Raw genomic sequence first — 19049 nt, 5'->3', positions numbered from 1 at the left:
TAAAAAAGCGGGGGTGTTTTCATTAAAAGTCGAAGTTATCTGGATCTGGACCGATACGTTTGTTTTCATTTAAGTCAGAAAGACGTTTCATATCTTCATCAGATAAGACAAAATCAAATATATCAGCGTTTTCCTTTAAACGATGTGCTTTCGTTGATTTTGGGATGGTGATGACACCTTTTTGTACATCCCAGCGCAAAATAATTTGAGCAGGTGTTTTACCGTATGTGTCTGCGAGCTCTGTGATCAGCGGGTGATGCAGTAGTTCACCCTGCATCAGCGGTGACCAAGCTTCCATTTGAATGCCATGAGAGTTCAAATACGTAGAGAGTGTTTCCTGCGTTAGCTTTGGATGAAATTCTACTTGGTTGATCGCTGGTTTGATGTCTGCATCTTTTAATAGCTCGTCTAGGTGATGCGGCTGGAAGTTGCTCACTCCGATGGCTCTGACCTTTCCTTCACGATACAAGGTTTCCAGTGCACGCCAAGCTTCTTTGTATTTTTCTTCAACCGGCCAATGGATTAAATACAGATCAAGGTAGTCAAGCTGAAGCTTTTTTAAGCTTTCTTCGTATGCATTTAGAGTAGATTCATATCCTAAATCGGCATTCCACACTTTTGAGGTGACAAAGATGTCCTCACGGCGCAGTCCTGTTTCTGCTAAACCAAGCTGTATGCCTCGTCCAACACCTTCTTCATTTCCGTAAATAGCCGCTGTATCAATACTGCGATAGCCTAATTGAATGGCTGTTTTGACAGCATCAACTAATTCAGCTCCATCTTCCACCTTGAATACACCAAGGCCAAAGCCTGGCATGAGGACCCCATTGTTTAATGTTTTTGTACTTTGTAAATGTTCCATCATAAAAACTCCTTTAAATGGTTTGTGTTTGTTCTTTTTGTTCTATTTGATAACTGATCATCGTAAGAATGGCTGCGATGAGGACCATGATGCCGCCGACCCAGCCTGTATGCACAAGCCCAAGTGTATCTGTCACGATGCCTCCTAAAAATGAGCCAATGGCAATACCGGCATTAAAGGCAGCGATATTCATGGCAGATGCGACGTCGACCGCTCCAGGTGTGTATCTTTCTGCAAAATCAACGACGGCTACTTGCAGCCCAGGCACATTCATGAATGCAAACAGCCCCATCAGCATGACGGTTCCAATGCCTAACACTGTGAATCCTGCAGTGAAGCTAAGGATAAACAAGATGATGCTTTGGATAATAAACATATAGATCAGTGCTTTCATTGGCTGTTCATTAGCAGCTTTTCCGCCAATGACATTTCCGGCTGCGATCGTGATTCCGTATAAAAGCAGGATCAAGGCCACAGCCCCAGGCGCAAGCCCTGTCACATGCTGCAAGAGAGGAGATAGATACGTGAAGACGACAAAGGTTCCTCCATACCCTGTGGCTGTAATGACAAATAAAAGCAAAATTCTTTTTGTTTTTAATAGGACAGCTTGATCTTTAAAAGATGTTTTCACACCCTGCTTTAATTGAGACGGCACAAGAAAATAGTTGGATATCAGTGCGATCAGACCAATGATCACAATCACACCAAATGATGTCCGCCAGCCGAACTCGTGACCAAGAAATGTCCCGAATGGCACACCTGTCACAGTCGCTACTGTTAAACCAGTGAACATAAAGGCAATCGCGCTTGCCCGTTTTTCTTTCACGACAAGGCTTGCAGCAATCGTAGAACCGATGGACATGAAGATTCCATGGGACAAGGCTGAAATCACCCGGCCGATTAACAGCACTGAAAAAGTCGGGGCAATGGTGGCAAGTGTATTACCAATCAAAAAGACGAGCATAATGAGCAAAAGCAATGTCTTTCTTTTCATCGTGGAAGTAAGAGAAGTCAATATAGGCGCGCCAAATGTCACACCAAGTGCATATAAAGAGACAGTCCAGCCCGCCTGACTGACGCTCACTCCAAAGTCTTCTGAGATCATTGGCAAAAGACCGACACTAATGAACTCAGTTGTTCCTATAGCAAAAGCACTAATCGCTAGTGCGAGAAGAGCAAAATGGTTTTGCTTTTTTTTCATAAGTAAGTTCACATCCTTCTGTGATGACATTTTGATAGACGAAGCCGATCGGCAAGAGTTATTATCTAACATAGATGACGAAAAAAAAAGTACGTACTTTTTTGTAATATAGGTACTAAAAAGTGCCTGTTCGTACAAAGAGGAGTGAACATTCGATGGAAAAGAAAAAATATAATATCTCTGTGGAAGCAACGCTTGAGGTCATAGGCGGGAAGTGGAAGTGTGTGATTTTATGTCATTTGACACACGGGAAAAAACGGACGAGCGAATTGAAGCGGCTCATGCCAAACATCACACAAAAAATGCTGACGCAGCAGCTGAGAGAGCTTGAAAGTGACGGGGTCATTAATCGGATTGTCTATGAACAGGTGCCGCCTAAAGTGGAATATGAATTAAGTGAATACGGACAGTCGCTCGAAAGAATTCTCAATGCGCTATGCGATTGGGGAGCAGCTCATATTGAACGTGTGTATGGAGAGCCGCTTTCCGTGCTGGAAGACAGCATCTTAAATGAACAGTTTAAATAAAAGAGTCCCGCTTTCTTGTGAGAGCGGGACTCTTTGTCTTACATGCCTTTTTTCTGGTCGCGGTATTTCCCAGGAGTAGTACCTTCCAGCTTTTTAAAGGACCGGATGAAATTTTGCGGGTTTTTATATTTCAGTTTTTCCGAAATTTCTTTGACGGACATATCGGTTTCTACTAGCCAGTTTTTAGCGACATGGTGTCTGTAGGAAGAGAGATATTCACTAAAGGAGATATCCATTTCCTTTCTGAAAATGCTGCTTAAATAATTGGGATTGTAATGCAGGCGTGTGGCGATTTCATCCAATGTGAGATCTGAGTCGAATTCTTGATGAATAATATGAATGATTTTTTCTGAGATGTTTTTGTATTGTGAGTCTTCACGTGCAGCAAGTTGGTCAATAATTGGCCGAATGATTTCATGTTTCAGCCATGCTTCTGTATCTTCAAAGGTTTTAAATTCAAAAATCGTATCATAGAGCATTTTGTTATCTTCAACCTCAAATAATTCAATGCCCAGCAAATGCATTAGCTCAATTAAATTGTTTAAAAAACGAGCGAGGGCGATATGGTATTCGTGCGGTCCTGCATTTTTAGAAAAAATGGATTGCAGGAGCACATGTAAATAGTGATCCGCCTTGCCTTGATCGCCAGCTTTCATCGCATCAAATAAATCATGTTGCAGCTGCTTTGGAAAATGGGTTTTGAACGTCTTTCCTTGCTGAATATGCTCATATAAGATAATGGACTTTTTCTCTGCTTTGAGTCTGTATTTTAAGGCTTCTTTTCCTTCAATGTAAGCATGTTTTGCCATCGTGAGTTCTTTAAACTGGCGGCTGATTCCAATGCTGATCGATAAACCAAGCTCTTCTTCAATACGCTGCTGAATGGTTTCTGCTAACTGGTTTAAATATTCAGTAAACTCTTCATCTGACTTTGAGTGGTTGAGGATAATCGTCGTTTGATGCTGATTGACAACGGTTGGCTGAAGGTGCTCCTCTTGCGGAATAATCTGCTCGATCAGTCCATTGATCGCAAATAAAAGCAAGTCAGCATCTTTTTTTTCATAAGGTGTTCCTTTTAATGTATCGATTTGGGTCACAAGCATGGACAAATGAGACCAGCCCTGAGGAAAGCCTAAGCTTTGGAACCGGTTGTTAACTTCTTCATCTGTCAGCTTTCCAAGCAGCAGCCGTACCATAAAGTATTGCTGTAAGTGTGTCACTTGCTGCTCAATCCGTTCCTCTAAATCATTGTTTTGATCTTTCATTTGTTTAATACTCGATTCAATCAACTCAAATTCATTTTGAAAAGGCTGTTTTTGCAAAAATGATTCATTGCGTGCAAATGACTCGTATAATAAGCGGATTGGTTTATAAAAGTGTCTAGAACCGAACCATGAAAATAGCAATGAAAGCGCTAACAAAATAGTGCAGATAATAAAGGTAATCCACCCGATTGATTTCGTTTGCTGCTTAAGTTCTGGAATAGAAACAAAGGATAGGTATGTCCATTCATTATAATCTGATTTTTGAAATGTGATTTGATAGTTGAGTTCGTCGATCTTCATATCAAATTGGCCTGATCGTTTTTCAAGTGAGAGCACATGTTTGACGATATCTTGATGTTTCAGCGATTCACCAATTTGTTCTTTGCGATTATGTAGCAGCACTTTTCCGTTTGTATCGATGACAAACATGCTATCCGATTGAGAGAAGTCAGGCATGTTATCAGCAATGACGCAGCTTGGAATGCTGGCGACAGCGATTCCCTTTTTTTGAACGCTGTTCATAGGCAGTTGTTTGATTAAATTCACATTGTACTTGCAAAAGGATGCTTTTCCTTCTTTTGTCGCAACAAGTGGATTATTCTCTTCAAGTGCCCAGCTGGAGTGACTTGGTATATTGAGGTAAGAGGTCAGCGCTTTTTCTTGGTCTTCGCTTGTGACATGATAAAGCCCCGAATTGTTCATGTACCAGTCTTCCATTTTACTGACGAGTGTAATATTGGAAAGATCGGTGTCAAAGGTTTGCAGGTAGTTCAGTTCCTGCTGTACTTGATTATAAAGCTGGAATTGGTCTGGATTTAAAGGTTCTGCCAGTGTTTGAAGGAGAGGCGGCGAACTGACATAGTGAGTGAGAGAATGATCAACAGTTTTTAAAATATGCTCAATATTGGATTGCGTTTGTTTGACGCTGTCGAGCTTTTCATTTGAGATATTTTCAAGTGCTGTTTTTTGCGAATGCTGATAAGAAAAAATGCCGACAATGATAACAGGAATTGTACTAAGTATGAAAAAAAACGTCACTAGCTTGTAATAAAATTTGTACTGCTTTCTTTTCATAAAACCCCCCATTTCAAACAAAACAATCTTTTCCCCTTAATTTATTAATCCAAAAATCTGGTAGGTTTGTCAATAATCATTTTCTGAGATTAGGATCATTTTCTTATGTTTTATGTAACGTTTTGAGTAGCATCACCTATGAAAATATGATCTGTTGATATGATTGTAGACGGATTTTTCATCCTTAAGATACAGTTAACACATGCATGAGCATGAGGGGAGGCTTTATTAATGAAAACAGAGGATGTCACTGCCAAGGGTGTGCCTGCGGCAGCTTTGAAAAGTGAAAAAAGAAAGCGCTTACTTAATCAATTGCTAAGTCAAAAATTTTTGTATTTAATGATTTTGCCGGGGCTCATTTATTTTATTGTTTTTAAATATGTGCCAATGTGGGGGCTCATCATTGCCTTTCAAGATTACCAGCCGTTTCTCGGCATTCTTGGCAGTGAGTGGGTTGGCTTCAAACACTTTATTCGATTGTTTACAGAACCAACATTCTTCATCTTATTAAAAAATACACTGATTTTATTTGCCATGAATGTCGTGATTTTCTTTCCAATTCCGATCTTATTAGCCCTTCTTTTAAATGAAGTGAGATTGGCATTGTTTAAGAAATTTGTACAGACGATGATTTATATCCCTCACTTCATGTCATGGGTGATTGTCGTGTCCTTATCTTTTGTTTTGTTAACAGTAGATGGCGGGTTAATGAATGAATTGATTGCTTTCTTTGGAGGAGAAAAGATTAACTTCCTTCTTAGTCAGGAATGGTTTAGACCGATGTACATTTTACAGGTAATCTGGCGGGAAGCAGGATGGTCAACAATCATTTACCTTGCGGCGATTACAGCGGTAGATCCGCAGCTATATGAAGCAGCAAAAATGGATGGGGCCGGGAGACTGAGACAAATGTGGCACATCACACTTCCTGCCATTAAAAGTGTCATTGTGGTTCTGCTTATTTTAAAAATCGGTGATACGCTTGAGCTTGGCTTTGAGCATGTCTATCTATTACTGAACGCAACGAACCGGGAAGTAGCAGAGATTTTTGATACGTACGTTTATACAGCAGGTCTTAAGCAAGGACAATTCAGCTATAGTACCGCTGTTGGTTTATTTAAAGCAGCCGTTGGACTTATTTTGGTCATGCTGGCAAACCGTTTAGCGAAGAAATTCGGGGAAGAAGGTATTTATTAAAAAGGGAGATGAGGAAGAATGACTTTATCGATTGAAAAGGGATCACCGCTTGAGCATGCAGAGAAATTAGCACAAACCATTATGAAAGCGTATACACCGATTGAGCTGCCGCCAGCTGGAAGATGGCATTATCATCAAGGGGTTTTCCTTTGCGGCGTCATGAAGCTATATGAGGCAACTGGGAACGAGGCGTATTTCGATTATGTGAAAAACTATGCGGACTCACTCATTGATGAGTACGGAAATCTATTATTTCGCAGGGATGAGCTTGATGCGATTCAAGCAGGACTCATTTTATTCCCTCTTTACGAACGAACGAAAGAGAAGCGGTATGTGCTGGCGGCGGAGAAGCTGCGCGGACTTTATCGTACGCTAAACCGCACGTCTGAGGGCGGATTTTGGCATAAAGACAATTATGCTTATCAAATGTGGCTCGATGGTCTCTACATGGGCGGTCCTTTTGCCTTAAAGTATGCTCAGCTTAAAGCTGAAGAGTCACTAGTGGATATGGTCATTCATCAAGAGCATCTCATGAGAAAACATACGAAAGATGAACAAACAGGTCTGTATTATCACGCGTGGGATGAACGAAAAACGATGCCATGGGCTGATCAAAAGACCGGCTGTTCCCCAGAATTTTGGGCAAGATCGTTTGGCTGGTATGTCCTTGCATTAGCAGATATGATCGAGGATCTGCCCGAGCATCATGAAAGGCGGAAGGTGTGGAAGGAAACGCTGACAGACATGCTGGAAAGTGTGGCAAAGTACCAGGATCAAAAGACAGGTCTCTGGCATCAAATCATTGATAAAGGAAATCACAGTGACAATTGGCTTGAAAGCTCGGGGTCGTGTTTATTCATGTACGCCATGGCAAAGGCCATGAATGAAGGGTATGTGAGCCTCCGTTATGTTGATCATGTGGTCAGAGCATATCAAGGCTTGATTCAGCATAAGACGGCTGAGAAAGAAAATGGTGATTTTAACATCCATGATATTTGTATCGGAACATCTGCGGGATTTTATGATTACTACGTTGGAAGAGAGCGGAGCACAAATGACTTGCACGGGGCAGGCGCTTTTATTATGGCGTTAACTGAGCTAGAAAAGCTGTCTGTTTTTCAAAAGGCATGAGGAGGCGAAAAAGAGCCGCTGTATGGCTCATCAGTTTTATCGCTGCCATTTGTTTATCTGCCTGTCAGGGGAAAACAAACGGGATCGATGTCCTGATTTTTTCTGATATGTCAAAGGGAATGAAGGATCAATTAGTGGAGAAGGCTTTTCAGCCGGAACAAGAGACTTATAGCGTCCACATCTTTCCGGCAATTCCTGAAAAGCTTCTTATTGAAATTACCTCAAAAGAGGGGGACGTGATGCTTGTTCCAGAAGAAATGTTTAGAACGTATGATGATCCTGAAAGCTTTCAGCTGCTGGAAGAGATGAAAATAGGCGATCAAGCAGCAGGACCATATACGGTCGAGGACAAAAAGACAGGGAAAACGGTCGATTATGCAGTTCAAATTAATAAAGGAAAGAAAAAACTCAACGGCTATACCTTTCAATTACACCGAGATATGGTCGCCTTCATTCCCGTGTATGCTGATAAGTCGGAAGAGGCGCTGTCTCTTATGAAACAGCTTCGTGAAAACCAATAGAAAATGGGGTGGGGAATGTGAAACGGGTCGTGATTTGCGGGCTGAGCCATCGTGCGTTCAATATGTTTATTCAACCGCTCACAGAGGATTTCAATGAGCATTATCGGATTACAGGGCTCCTCGATATAGATCATCAGCGGTATATACTTTGTCAGGAGCGTTTTCCGTCACTCCGGGGCGTTTCGTTTTTTCATGAAGATGCATTTGATCAGATGGTCAAAGAAACAAAACCAGATATCGTCATTGTGGCAGGCAGGGATGACACACATGTCACATATATCATGCAGGCACTTGACCATGATCTAGATGTCATCACCGAAAAGCCGATGGTGACAACAGCAAAAGACGCCAAAAAAGTGATGGAAAAAGAGGCAGAAAGTAAAGGGAAGGTCACGGTCACCTTTAATTATCGCTACAATCCTTTCCATCGAAAGGTAAAAGAACTGATTCTAGACGGGAAAATTGGAAGGGTCACATCTGTTGAACTGAGCTGGCTTATTGATACGTATCATGGTGCTAGTTATTTCAAAAGGTGGAACCGTACACGTCAATTCTCTGGCGGACTGTCCATTCATAAGTCGACGCATCATTTTGATCTGGTCAACTGGTGGATTGATCAAAAGCCGAAACAAGTATTTGCCTACGGGGCGCTGAACTATTACGGCAGCGAAAGCCCTTGGAATCCCTTGCAGGGGGAGGAAAATAGGTTTTGTGGAACATGTCATGTGAAGGATATATGTCACTATGAAGCAAGGTGGAATCCGCGGGTTGAGCGCTCGAAGGTGGAGGACGACCATATTGAATCCGGTCAGGAGCAAACGCAGCAGTACTCAAACTATCGCCCGGATGCCTGCATTTTTGATCAGGAAATAGATATTGAGGATACATATGTGGCGTCAGTCGCTTATGATCAAGGGGCTCTGCTCAGCTATTCGATTCAATTCTCAGCCCCATATGAAGGCTATCGCCTGGCCATTAATGGGACGAAGGGGCGTATTGAAACAAATGAGTTTCATGTGCCATCAAGAATTCCATTTCAATTCCCAGAACAAACAATTTCTTATTACCCGATGTTTGGATCAAAGGAGACGATTGAAGTCGTGAAGCAGCCAGGCGGACATGGCGGCGGAGATCCTCTGCTATTGGCTGATTTATTTATAGGAAAAGATCCCTTGATTCACTATGACATCTTAGCAGGAGCAGAGGCTGGTGCTTATTCGATTGCTCTTGGGGAAGGCATGTGGCGCTCTGTCACAGAAAAGCGCCCAATTGAAATCGATGAATTGTTTCATAAAGAGACGGTGTAAAGAGAGAGGAGGGGAAAGAGATGGATCATGATGGTTCAATGAGCAGAATGCTGAGGATGTGTGAGTGGGTGATGAGACTCGCCTATACGAATTTGTTATGGCTTTTGTTTACCATTCTAGGGCTTGGCGTTTTTGGCTTGATGCCGGCGACCACTGCGTTATTTTCCGTGATGAGAAAGTGGATTCAAGGTCATGAGCAAGTCAATATATTCCGCACTTTTTGGAAGGTATTCAGGGAGGAGTTTGTACGCTCTAACATCATTGGAATGGTGCTGTTCATCATTGGAACGATTATTTATGTCGACCTTGCTTATATTTATCCGACGAGCTGGCTTTTACATGTGCTTCGCTTTGCTATATATATTTTCGGTTTTCTGTTTATTGTTAGCTTATTTTATATTTTTCCGCTGCTTGCTCATTATGATTGGAAAAAACGTCTCTATCTGAAATTCTCTCTTCTGCTCGGTATCTCATACTTGCAATATACACTCTCTATGCTTGTTTTCTCGGCTGTGCTGTTTGTTCTGTTTGCTTATTTACCGGGAATCGTGCCGTTTTTTAGTGTGAGCATACTCGCCTACGGTCATATGTGGCTAGCCTATCAAGTCTTTAAAAAGGTAGAGTTTGAAATTGAGCACGAGACAGCCGAAGTGAAGAAGCGGCTGCCGTCTTTCCTTCAATCGAAGCGGGTGAATACGCAGTGAAGTGAATCATTTGCTATAATGGTGTCACCGTAATGAAAAGGAGAGATGAGAGCCGTGTCAGTGAAAGAAATTTCAATAGAAGAATTAAAACAAAAGCTGCAGCAGGAAGATGCCATTCAGCTTGTCGATGTACGTGAGGATGAAGAGGTAGCAGAAGGGATGATCCCGGAAGCCATCCACATTCGAATGGGCGATATCCCTGAGAAGCTGGATGCATTCGATCAAACGCAGGAATATTATATTATTTGCCGCTCTGGTAAACGTAGTGAAAATGTCTGCTATTACCTAGAAGATCAAGGCTACCAAGCGACAAATGTCGTTGGCGGGATGCTGGCTTGGACAGGAGAAACAAAACCGAAGCTGTAATTAGAAGGCCTTTCATCTTAACGATGAAAGGTTTTTTTGTTCATATGCCTCTCTCTATGTGCATAAAGATAGAGTAGCGAGAGAAGGGAGAGTGGCATAGGTGCTAAAGGTAGCTGTATTTGATGAAGAGCATGAGAAAGATTTGCAGAGCGAAATCAATCATTTTTTAAAAGGAATGGATGACGACCAAATCATTGACATCAAGTACAATGTAGCGGTGATCTGTGAGCAGGGAGGGGAACAGCTCTACTGTTTTTCTGCACTCATTTTATATAAAAAATAGACGGCATCAAAAAAGGACCTGCTTGAAGGGTCCTATTTCTTTGGTTAGCTGGCGTCAATATATAAACGATGCTTGTTGCAGTGAACACATTGAAAAAGGTAGCCTTGTAAGTCTCCTCCGTTGACGAGCCATTGCTTTAGGTTCTCTTTTGTTAATCCTTCGCCGCTGCAAATGTCTTCGATATCCTCGGCGAGTTCTTCCTCTAGATGTTCAATCTCTTTCCAGCCGACATACTGGACGATTGCGCAAAAATCTCCGCAATGACTTAACCAATATTCCTGCTGCCATCCGCGATAGCCTGGCGTTCTGAAGATCAGCTCATCGATATATTCCTCTTGATCGACGTCATCACAGCTCGCATCGTCTTGAAAGGTTCCATTGTATTTTTTCGCCGCTGATCCATCTTTAATGCACCAAGGACAAATTCCCTCCACATCTTCAACAGTATAAAAAGGGCCTTGGTACACATAATCTTTTTCTTTCTCACAAACAGGACATGTCGTATGCTCTTTTTTGATCACGTTTAACGAAACTGGATCTCGGTTGTACTTGAACGTAGGTAACGTCATATAAACCTCCATTATGTAGAAAGTGATGATTTATCACTATTTTAAAGGAATCCTCAAGCTCGCGACAATCTTAAATTGCATATATAGAAAAAAGCCGTTCGGATGAGGAACGGCTTTTTCTCGCTTGCGATTATGCTTTTTTTACTCTTGGACTTCTTGGTTTATTGACTTTATTGGCTTGTTTGATAATTCTTCGTTCATCATTTAGTGATTTATACAGCGAAACAATCATCAATATGATGACAACGGAGAACGGCAAGGCTGCGAGCTTGGCTGTATTTTGCAGGGCTTCAAGTCCCCCTGAAAATAAAAGCACAGCAGCAACAGCCGATTGGATAATGCCCCAGCTGACTTTGACACTGCCAGAAGGGTTCAATGATCCGTAGGTTGTCTGCATTCCAAGCACAAATGTAGCTGAATCAGCCGATGTAATAAAGAATACGGCGATTAAAATGAGTGCCAGTATCGATGTAATCATCGCCAGCGGATATTCATTCAGTACTCCGAAGAGCATCGTTTCAGTTGAAAGACCTGCAACATCGACAATATTCTTTTGCTGTAAGTCCATTGCAGATACACCGAAAATCGAGAACCATAAGAAGACTAGGATGGAAGGAGCGACTAAGACACCCACTAAAAATTCGCGAATTGTTCGCCCGCGTGACACTCTAGCGATAAAGATCCCGACAAATGGTGCCCAAGAAATCCACCATGCCCAATAAAAGATTGTCCATCCATTAATCCATTCTCTCTTTTCAGGATCATTTGGAGATAGACGGAAGCTCATTTGAACGATATTGGATAAGTATTGTCCAATCGAGTCAGTAAATGAATTTAAGATAAAAACAGTTGGACCTACCAAAAGTAAGAAAAACATCAGAACAGCTGCTAATACCATATTGATATTACTTAAGTATTTAATGCCTTTTCCAATCCCGCTTAAAGCAGATGCAAGGAAAAGCACCGTCACAATGATAATAATGATCAATTGTGTGCTAAAGGCAATTGGAATATGAAAAAGATAATTCAATCCACCATTTATTTGTGCCGCACCTAATCCTAGGCTTGTTGCAACACCAACCACAGTTGCAAATACCGCAATACAATCAATGGTTTTACCGATCCATCCGTGAATTTTATTTCCTAAAACGGGCTGCAGCGTTGCACTGATTAAACCAGGTGCATCTTTTCTAAATTTAAAGTAAGCAATGCAAAGTGCAACAATGGCATAAATAGCCCATGCATGAAGCCCCCAGTGGAAAAATGTATAGCGAAGGGAATCGCGGAAGGCCTGCGCAGTTTCAGTCTCCCCTGTTGGTGACTGAATAGCATAGTGGCTGATCGGTTCAGCTGCTCCGTAAAAAACAAGACCAATTCCCATACCGGCACTAAATAGCATAGCAAACCAAGAAAATAAACCAAATTCAGGCTCTTCCCCCGGTTTTCCTAGCGTAATCTTACCGATTGGGCTGAAGATAAAGAATAGACAAAAGCCGACAAGCAGTGATACCACTAACAAGTAATACCAGCCAAAGTCATTTGTAATGTATGTTTGAATTTGATCTGTGACATTTTGCAATGACTCTGGAGAAAACGCTCCCCACATCACGGCAACAAATGTGATCGCAATCACAATCCAAAATACACTTGATACGTTTTTCACACCATCTCACTCTCCTGTTGTTCTACACGTTTAAGCAGAGGACTTTTGCTTAATATCCCCTAACTCAACTTATTTCAAACAAAAAGAGGCGAGCTTCTCACTCGACCTCTACTTTACCGTAACATGTTTTGCTTCCATTTATCAACTATCGATATGGGAAGACGATTTTTCCTCAATCCGTTTGCGAAGACGGTGGACATATTCTTTTAAACATACTGCGAAAATAGTAAACGCCAAAACAATGGCGACTTTTAACGGGGTAATGGACAGCTTCAAGAAAACAGCGGCTGTCAAACTGATAACGACCGCAAGAACAATCGGTAATGCACGTCTGATCATTGATCTCTCTCCTTTGCTTCTAGTGCAGCATTCAAGCCGGCAAGCCTGCCTGTCACAAGTGCTGATGTGATATTATAGCCGCCTGTGTAGCCATGGATGTCTAAAATTTCTCCACAGAAATAAAGACCGGGCATTTTTTTAGACACCATTTTCTTCGGTTCAATTTCCTTCACAGAAACGCCGCCTCCTGTCACAAACGCTTTGTCCAAGGATAGCGTACCATTTGCATGCACAATAAAATGTTTACAATCATGGGCAAATGCACGCAGTTTATCCTTGGCTAGACCAGAGAATGTGTCTTGTGGATCAATCCCGTTCCGTTCTAACAGAAACAATAAATAGCGTTCTTGCATCCAAGACTTGAGGACATTTTTAATGGCTTTCTTCGGTTCATCTTTAAGGTCACGATGAAGCTTCTGGAACAGCTCCTCGTCATTCAGCTTCGGATATAAGTCTATTTGCAGGCGGACAGTCGGCTGTTTTTTCAATTCCTTCACAACAAATCCGCTGCATCTAAGAACAGCTGGACCTGATAAACCAAAGTGAGTAAATATCATATCCATGACATGTGTGACGACGGGTTTTCCTTTTTTATTTAAAACACTGACAGCCACACTTCTTAAAGAAAGACCTTGAAGCACTTTTTCTTTAATAAATCGTTCATCGGATGTGACCGGTACCTCTGTTGGGAAGAGCTCTGTAATGGTATGACCGGCTGCTTCTGCCCATGCATAGCCGTCACCAGTAGAGCCGGTATGCGGCACACTTTTTCCGCCGACAGCAATGACGACAGACTTACTTGAAATTTTTTCATCATTATTTGTAACAATTCCAGCTGCTTGTCCGTCTTGATACAGAACTGTTTTAATTTTTTCGTTCGTTCGAATGGTGACATTGAGGGCTCGGAGCCTGTCTAGAAGGGCATCCACAACAGATTGTGCTTTGTTTGAGACAGGGAACATACGTCCATGGTCTTCTTCTTTTAGTTCAATGCCAAGGTTTTCAAAAAACGAAATAATATCCTCGTTGTTGAACTCAGAAAATGCACTATATAGAAAACGGCCGTTTCCGGGAATATGTTTGATGATTTCTTCTACTGGAAGGCGATTGGTGACGTTACAGCGTCCGCCGCCAGAAATGGCCAGCTTTCTGCCAAGTTTGTTTCCTTTGTCAATTAACAGAACAGTCGCACCGTGCTCTGCTGATGCAATCGCGGCCATCAGCCCAGAAGGTCCGCCGCCAATGACAATGACATCATAATGTTTCATGTTACATTCCTCTTTCTACTTTCAGTCATTTTTCTATTATAACGAAGATTAGGGAAGGCTGAAATATGAATTGATTGGTTTTGTGACTTCCGTATTGGATTTGTTACCTGTGTATTGAATTGATGTGGTAAAATAGTTAAGTTGAATATTCATTAGAAAAATGGTGGTTAAGCGCATGTCTAATAAACTGCTTCGTGGTACGTTGGTTTTAACGATAGGGACGTATCTCTCTCGTATTCTTGGTATGATTTATTTAATTCCATTTAGCGCAATGGTTGGAGCTACTGGTGGTGCGCTATTCCAATATGGATACAATCAGTATACGATCTTTTTAAGTATCGCTACGCTTGGTTTTCCAACAGCGGTATCAAAATTTGTTTCCAAATATAATGCGATCGGCGATTATGAGACAACAAGAAAAATGTTCAGGGCGGGTATGTCGGTCATGCTTGTCACCGGGATGATCGCCTTTTCTATTTTATATTTGTCCGCACCGATTTTTGCCAAGATTCAGCTTGGCGGATCAAATGAAACAGGCGGTTTGACTGTCGATCAAGTAGTATATGTGATTCGAATGGTCAGCTTAGGTCTTTTGGTTGTACCGATCATGAGTCTTGTACGCGGGTTCTTCCAAGGACACTCCATGATGGGACCGACAGCTGTTTCCCAAGTGATTGAACAGCTTGTCAGAATCATCTTCCTATTAACGGCGACGTTTATTATTTTAAAGGTGCTTGACGGCGGGCTTGTCATTGCTGTCGGATATGCAACATTTGCGGCTCTGATCGGTGCATTTGGCGGTTTATTCACGCTTTATTTATATTGGCTGAAGCGGAAGGACCGGCTCTTAGCCATGCAGCCGAATACAGGCGCTCACTCTGATTTATCTTATAAGCAAATGTTTACAGAGCTGTTTAGCTATGCGGCGCCGTATGTGTTTGTTGGACTTGCGATTCCAATTTATTCTTATATCGATACAAACACAATTAACAGAGCCATGATTGCATCCGGACATCAGGATATTAGTACAGCGGTATTGTCCATTGTGACGTTATATTTACCGAAGGTCGTGATGATTCCTGTGTCACTTGCCACAGCGTTTGGCTTAACATTGATTCCGACGATTACGGAATTATTTACAGCACGTAATTACAAGCTGCTCAATAGACAAATTGATCAGACGATGCAAGTCATTTTATTTTTCGTGCTGCCTGCTTCATTTGGTATCTCGGCATTGGCTGGACCGGCTTATTGGTTTTTCTATCCGTCTGTTCATCCTGAGATTGGGATTTCCATTTTGTTCTGGTATGCACCTGTTGCATTATTGTTTTCTTTATTCACCATTAATGCAGCGATTCTGCAAGGGATCAACAAACAAAAATTTGCGATCGTCAGTCTTTTGTTAGGGATCATTATTAAAACGGTTCTAAACATCCCGCTGATCAGCTGGCTGCAAGGAAATGGTTCTGTATTGGCAACAGCATTAGGCTACAGTGCGTCCATCTTGTATATGTTTATCATGATTAAACGCCATGCCGGCTATTCGTTCCGCAGAATTTTCAAACGTTTTATTCTCATTGGTATTTTAACGGCGATCATGGCTGTCGTGGCATATTTGACAAGTCAGCTTGTGAACCAAGTAATTTCTTATGAAGACGGAATTTTACAAGCGGGTATCGTCATTTTGATTTCCATGATCACTGGCGGCGGTGTGTATATGTACTTGTCTTATAAGGTGGGATTACTAGAGCGTGTACTGGGCAGCCGTATGCCGAAATTTTTAAGAAAAAAGAGTTAAGAAGAGGTAGATATTCATGAGGCTTGATAAATTACTTGCTAACAGCGGCTTTGGTTCAAGAAAAGATGTGAAAAAGCTTGTCAAAGCCCGGGCGGTCACAGTGAATGGAGAAGTGGCAAAGCAGGTGAAAGATCATGTTGATCCATCAAATGATGAAGTACTCGTACACGGAGAGCGTGTAGAATATAAAGAATTCATTTACTTAATGATGAACAAGCCAGACGGGGTGATCTCGGCGACTGAAGATCTGCGGGATGAAACGGTTGTCGATTTACTTGAGCCGGAGGATATCGCAAGGGAGCCATTCCCTGTGGGGAGACTGGATAAGGATACGGTCGGTCTCCTTCTCCTCACAAATGATGGACAGCTTGCTCATCAATTACTTTCTCCAAAAAAGCATGTGCCAAAAACGTATGAGGTTCATTTGAAATATCCTTTAGGAGATCAAGACATTAAGCGTCTTGAAGACGGCGTTGTCATCTTAGATGATTATCATACGAAGCCGGCGAAGGTGGAAGTAGATGCAAATGAAGAGGAAGATACACGCATCCGTTTGACGATTACTGAAGGGAAGTACCATCAAGTGAAGCTGATGGCCCAAGCGGTGGGAAATGAAGTGATCTTTTTAAAAAGGCTCTCGATGGGGGCAGTCTCTTTAGATGAAGATTTAGCACCCGGAGAGTACCGTGAATTGACGGATGAAGAATTAGACAGCTTAATGAATCGTGAATAACATAAGAATAAAAGAAAAGAACCGGCATATCGCCGGTTCTTCAGCGTGTAGACAAACCCTCGCATTCTTTGTCAGTCCTGTGCGCTGGTGCTCACGAATGTTAAATTCGCTCCGCGCCAGTGCTCGTTCTTCCTAGACTTCAAAGGTTTTCTATCACGCTGTAAAGAAGACAAAGGGCTAAAATAAAAATCATTTTAGCCCTTCGTCAACAATTTGCAAAAGAAAAGAACCGGCATATCGCCGGTTCTTTTTGTTATATGGACAATTCATTATACGCTTAAGATGATATTTTTACTTTTTTTCTCGTTGTTTCCCATTTGCCTCTGCTTGGACTATGAACAAGATCGTTATAGGCAAGCACGTTTAAGTCTCTTTGAATGGTTCTAGGTGTGATCCCGAATTCATCAACCAGCTCTTGTGTCGTCACAAGACCTTTCTCTTGAATGAACATATAGACTGATTTGATTCGAGTCATCATACGGTTTGTTGAAGGTTTCAAAAAACCACTCCCTATCAATAAGATCGGATGGACTTGACTAACCACAACTTACTACACTAAAACTGCGAAATAAGGACAAGCAACAATGGTAAATGTTCGTGTTTCTTAATGTTTTATTCTATTATACACGTTATTATGCATCTAGTTCCACCAAAAAGTCAACTTTACGTGTTTTTAAACTTGTCTTCATGAAATAAAATATGGTATATATCATGATTTGAATCCGGTTACAACCCAATAATGATAAGGGATACGATTGGAGCTGACATTTTCAAATTCTGAAAAATAAACACAGAAAATTTACAAAATAAAAAATTCAGTGAAGGCAAAAAGGCACATTCCATGTGAGGATGTGCCTTTTTTGTTTCTGTTATCCTTCTAAGAAAAAGAGCTGAATGAAAAATAAGACCGCAAAGATGAGAACAAGCACATGTACTTCTCTCCATTTCCCTTTTGCCAATTTCACAAGCGGATATGAAATAAATCCAAGTGAAATTCCTGTAGAGATACTAGAAGTCAGCGGCATCGAAAGAATAACAAGGAAAGCAGGGAATGCCTCGTCTAGTTCGTTCCAGCGAATGCGTGACACCGAGTTCATCATCAAGCAGCCAACAATGATTAAAACAGGTGATGTGATCGATGGTAAAGAAGAAATAGCTTGAACGAGCGGGCCAAAAAATAATGCCACAATAAACAGTGCAGCGACCGTTAAAGACGTCAGCCCAGTTCTTCCGCCAGCAGCTACTCCTGATGATGATTCAATATAAGCAGTGGTTGGGCTTGTACCAAACATAGAACCAACCGTCGTTGCAGCAGAGTCAGCGAGCAGGGCTCTGCGCACTTTTGGCAGCTGGCCATTTTTCATTAATCCCGCTTGTTCGGCAACGCCGATCATCGTGCCTGTTGTATCAAAAATCGTCACCAGTAAGAAGGAGAAGACGACAGCATACAAATGATGAGAGAACACGTCACCAAAGGCAGCGATTGGATTTGTAATCAGCATGCCTTCAGGCAGTGCAGGGATGTCCATCAGTGTTTTAGGGAAATGAAGCTGGCCGGTTGCGAGTGCAATCAATGTGGTCGCTAACATGCCGATAAACAGTGCACCATTTATTTGAAGAACCATTAAAATAACCGAAATCATTAAGCCGACAAGCGTTAAAATGACAACAGGCGAGCTTAAATTGCCAAGCTTCACAAGGTTTTCTGGATCAGCAGCGATGATCCCAGACTGACGGAGGCCGATAAATGCAATGAAAAGCCCGATTCCTGCTGTAATACCGTACTTTAAATTATCTGGAATGGCTTGAATCAGTTGTTTTCTAAGGGATGTTAACGATAAAATAATAAAGAGTATACCAGCAACAAATACCGCACTAAACGCTGTTTGATAGCTGATGCCGCCACCGCCGACAACGGTAAAGGTGAAATAGACATTCAGCCCCATGCCTGGTGCAATGGCAATCGGATAATTTGCAAATAGTGCCATCCAGAGCGTACCGACAACAGCAGCGATGATTGTTGCAGTAAAGACTTGGTCAAAAGGAATACCTGCTTTTGAAAGAATTCCCGGGTTGACGGCAACAATATAGACCATAGTAAAGAATGTCGTCATACCAGCGATTATTTCTTTCTTTATGTTGGTTTGATTTTCTTTTAACTGAAACATAAAATCCTCCATTTACGAACATTATTACAAAACAATTAATATAATATTCGTTTTAAGGGTGGATTGCAACCTT

At 41.7% G+C, this 19049-nt stretch carries 19 protein-coding genes; 10 read left to right on the top strand and 9 right to left on the bottom strand.

Annotated elements, in window-relative coordinates; translation table 11 throughout:
- Positions 1-22 precede the first annotated feature (22 nt).
- Both NSS76_RS14090 and NSS76_RS14085 read right to left on the bottom strand, forming a co-directional pair.
- Positions 23-865 (bottom strand): aldo/keto reductase, encoded by an 843-nt coding sequence (locus tag NSS76_RS14090; RefSeq protein ID WP_206534377.1) that lies wholly within the window; start codon positions 863-865, stop codon positions 23-25.
- Positions 866-875: 10 nt separating this feature from the next.
- The gene (locus tag NSS76_RS14085; protein WP_333482112.1) at positions 876-2063 is read right to left on the bottom strand and encodes an MFS transporter; all 1188 of its coding nucleotides are present in this window, start codon (positions 2061-2063) and stop codon (positions 876-878) included.
- 155 nt (positions 2064-2218) lie between these two features.
- Between NSS76_RS14085 and NSS76_RS14080 the strand changes: the two genes are divergently transcribed.
- Positions 2219-2590 carry a winged helix-turn-helix transcriptional regulator gene (locus NSS76_RS14080; protein ID WP_003217763.1) on the top strand — a complete coding sequence of 124 codons (372 nt, stop codon included), beginning with the start codon at positions 2219-2221 and terminating at the stop codon, positions 2588-2590.
- Between the two features lie 38 nt (positions 2591-2628).
- On the opposite strand, the gene NSS76_RS14075 is transcribed toward NSS76_RS14080, so the two are convergent.
- Positions 2629-4929 carry a helix-turn-helix domain-containing protein gene (locus NSS76_RS14075; protein WP_247721588.1) on the bottom strand — a complete coding sequence of 767 codons (2301 nt, stop codon included), beginning with the start codon at positions 4927-4929 and terminating at the stop codon, positions 2629-2631.
- A gap of 231 nt (positions 4930-5160) precedes the next feature.
- Between NSS76_RS14075 and NSS76_RS14070 the strand changes: the two genes are divergently transcribed.
- The 7 genes from NSS76_RS14070 (at position 5161) to NSS76_RS14040 (ending at position 10438) form a co-directional block, all read left to right on the top strand.
- A complete protein-coding gene (locus NSS76_RS14070) occupies positions 5161-6126 on the top strand; it encodes an ABC transporter permease (protein ID WP_024424886.1) in 966 nt (321 codons plus the stop codon).
- Positions 6127-6144: 18 nt separating this feature from the next.
- A complete protein-coding gene (locus tag NSS76_RS14065; RefSeq protein WP_270127384.1) occupies positions 6145-7257 on the top strand; it encodes a glycoside hydrolase family 88/105 protein in 1113 nt (370 codons plus the stop codon).
- On the top strand, positions 7254-7778 hold the full coding sequence (locus tag NSS76_RS14060; protein WP_247721586.1) for a lipoprotein YteS: 525 nt from the start codon (positions 7254-7256) through the stop codon (positions 7776-7778). Before NSS76_RS14065 ends, NSS76_RS14060 begins: the two co-directional genes overlap by 4 nt.
- 17 nt (positions 7779-7795) lie before the next feature.
- A complete protein-coding gene (locus NSS76_RS14055; RefSeq protein ID WP_341082403.1) occupies positions 7796-9085 on the top strand; it encodes a Gfo/Idh/MocA family protein in 1290 nt (429 codons plus the stop codon).
- Positions 9086-9105: 20 nt separating this feature from the next.
- Positions 9106-9789, top strand: coding sequence for a YesL family protein (locus tag NSS76_RS14050; protein WP_341082402.1), 684 nt, complete (start codon positions 9106-9108; stop codon positions 9787-9789).
- Positions 9790-9843: 54 nt separating this feature from the next.
- Positions 9844-10155 carry a rhodanese-like domain-containing protein gene (locus tag NSS76_RS14045; RefSeq protein WP_044332369.1) on the top strand — a complete coding sequence of 104 codons (312 nt, stop codon included), beginning with the start codon at positions 9844-9846 and terminating at the stop codon, positions 10153-10155.
- Between the two features lie 100 nt (positions 10156-10255).
- Positions 10256-10438, top strand: coding sequence for a sporulation protein Cse60 (locus tag NSS76_RS14040; RefSeq protein ID WP_024424881.1), 183 nt, complete (start codon positions 10256-10258; stop codon positions 10436-10438).
- Between the two features lie 44 nt (positions 10439-10482).
- Here the strand turns inward: NSS76_RS14040 and NSS76_RS14035 are convergent, their stop codons facing one another.
- The 4 genes from NSS76_RS14035 to NSS76_RS14020 form a co-directional block, all read right to left on the bottom strand.
- Positions 10483-11007, bottom strand: a complete 525-nt coding sequence (locus NSS76_RS14035) for a CbrC family protein (protein WP_341082401.1) — start codon at positions 11005-11007, stop codon at positions 10483-10485.
- Positions 11008-11137: 130 nt separating this feature from the next.
- Positions 11138-12670, bottom strand: coding sequence for a glycine betaine transporter OpuD (opuD, locus tag NSS76_RS14030; protein WP_044332375.1), 1533 nt, complete (start codon positions 12668-12670; stop codon positions 11138-11140).
- A 141-nt stretch (positions 12671-12811) separates the two neighbouring features.
- Complete coding sequence (locus NSS76_RS14025) at positions 12812-13009, bottom strand: hypothetical protein (protein WP_254966515.1); 198 nt, start codon at positions 13007-13009, stop codon at positions 12812-12814.
- Positions 13006-14277, bottom strand: a complete 1272-nt coding sequence (locus tag NSS76_RS14020) for a BaiN/RdsA family NAD(P)/FAD-dependent oxidoreductase (protein WP_341082400.1) — start codon at positions 14275-14277, stop codon at positions 13006-13008. Before NSS76_RS14020 ends, NSS76_RS14025 begins: the two co-directional genes overlap by 4 nt.
- A gap of 175 nt (positions 14278-14452) precedes the next feature.
- On the opposite strand from NSS76_RS14020, the gene NSS76_RS14015 reads away from it, so the two are divergent.
- Together NSS76_RS14015 and NSS76_RS14010 are read left to right on the top strand one after the other, a co-directional pair.
- Positions 14453-16075 (top strand): putative polysaccharide biosynthesis protein, encoded by a 1623-nt coding sequence (locus NSS76_RS14015; protein WP_025092401.1) that lies wholly within the window; start codon positions 14453-14455, stop codon positions 16073-16075.
- Positions 16076-16091: 16 nt separating this feature from the next.
- Positions 16092-16808: a pseudouridine synthase gene (locus tag NSS76_RS14010; RefSeq protein ID WP_025092402.1), complete on the top strand. Its 717-nt coding sequence runs from the start codon at positions 16092-16094 to the stop codon at positions 16806-16808.
- Positions 16809-17085: 277 nt separating this feature from the next.
- On the opposite strand, the gene NSS76_RS14005 is transcribed toward NSS76_RS14010, so the two are convergent.
- Complete coding sequence (locus NSS76_RS14005) at positions 17086-17307, bottom strand: DeoR family transcriptional regulator (RefSeq protein WP_008356419.1); 222 nt, start codon at positions 17305-17307, stop codon at positions 17086-17088.
- A 370-nt stretch (positions 17308-17677) separates the two neighbouring features.
- Entirely contained in the window at positions 17678-18976 is a 1299-nt protein-coding gene (locus NSS76_RS14000) for an NCS2 family permease (protein ID WP_024424875.1), read from the bottom strand.
- Positions 18977-19049: the final 73 nt, after the last annotated feature.

Source organism: Bacillus sp. FSL R5-0654 (assembly GCF_038008745.1).
Classification (GTDB): Bacteria; Bacillota; Bacilli; order Bacillales; family Bacillaceae; genus Bacillus; species Bacillus safensis.
Note: the sequence above shows the minus strand (reverse complement) of the source record. Positions and strands in the feature narration are given on the sequence as shown.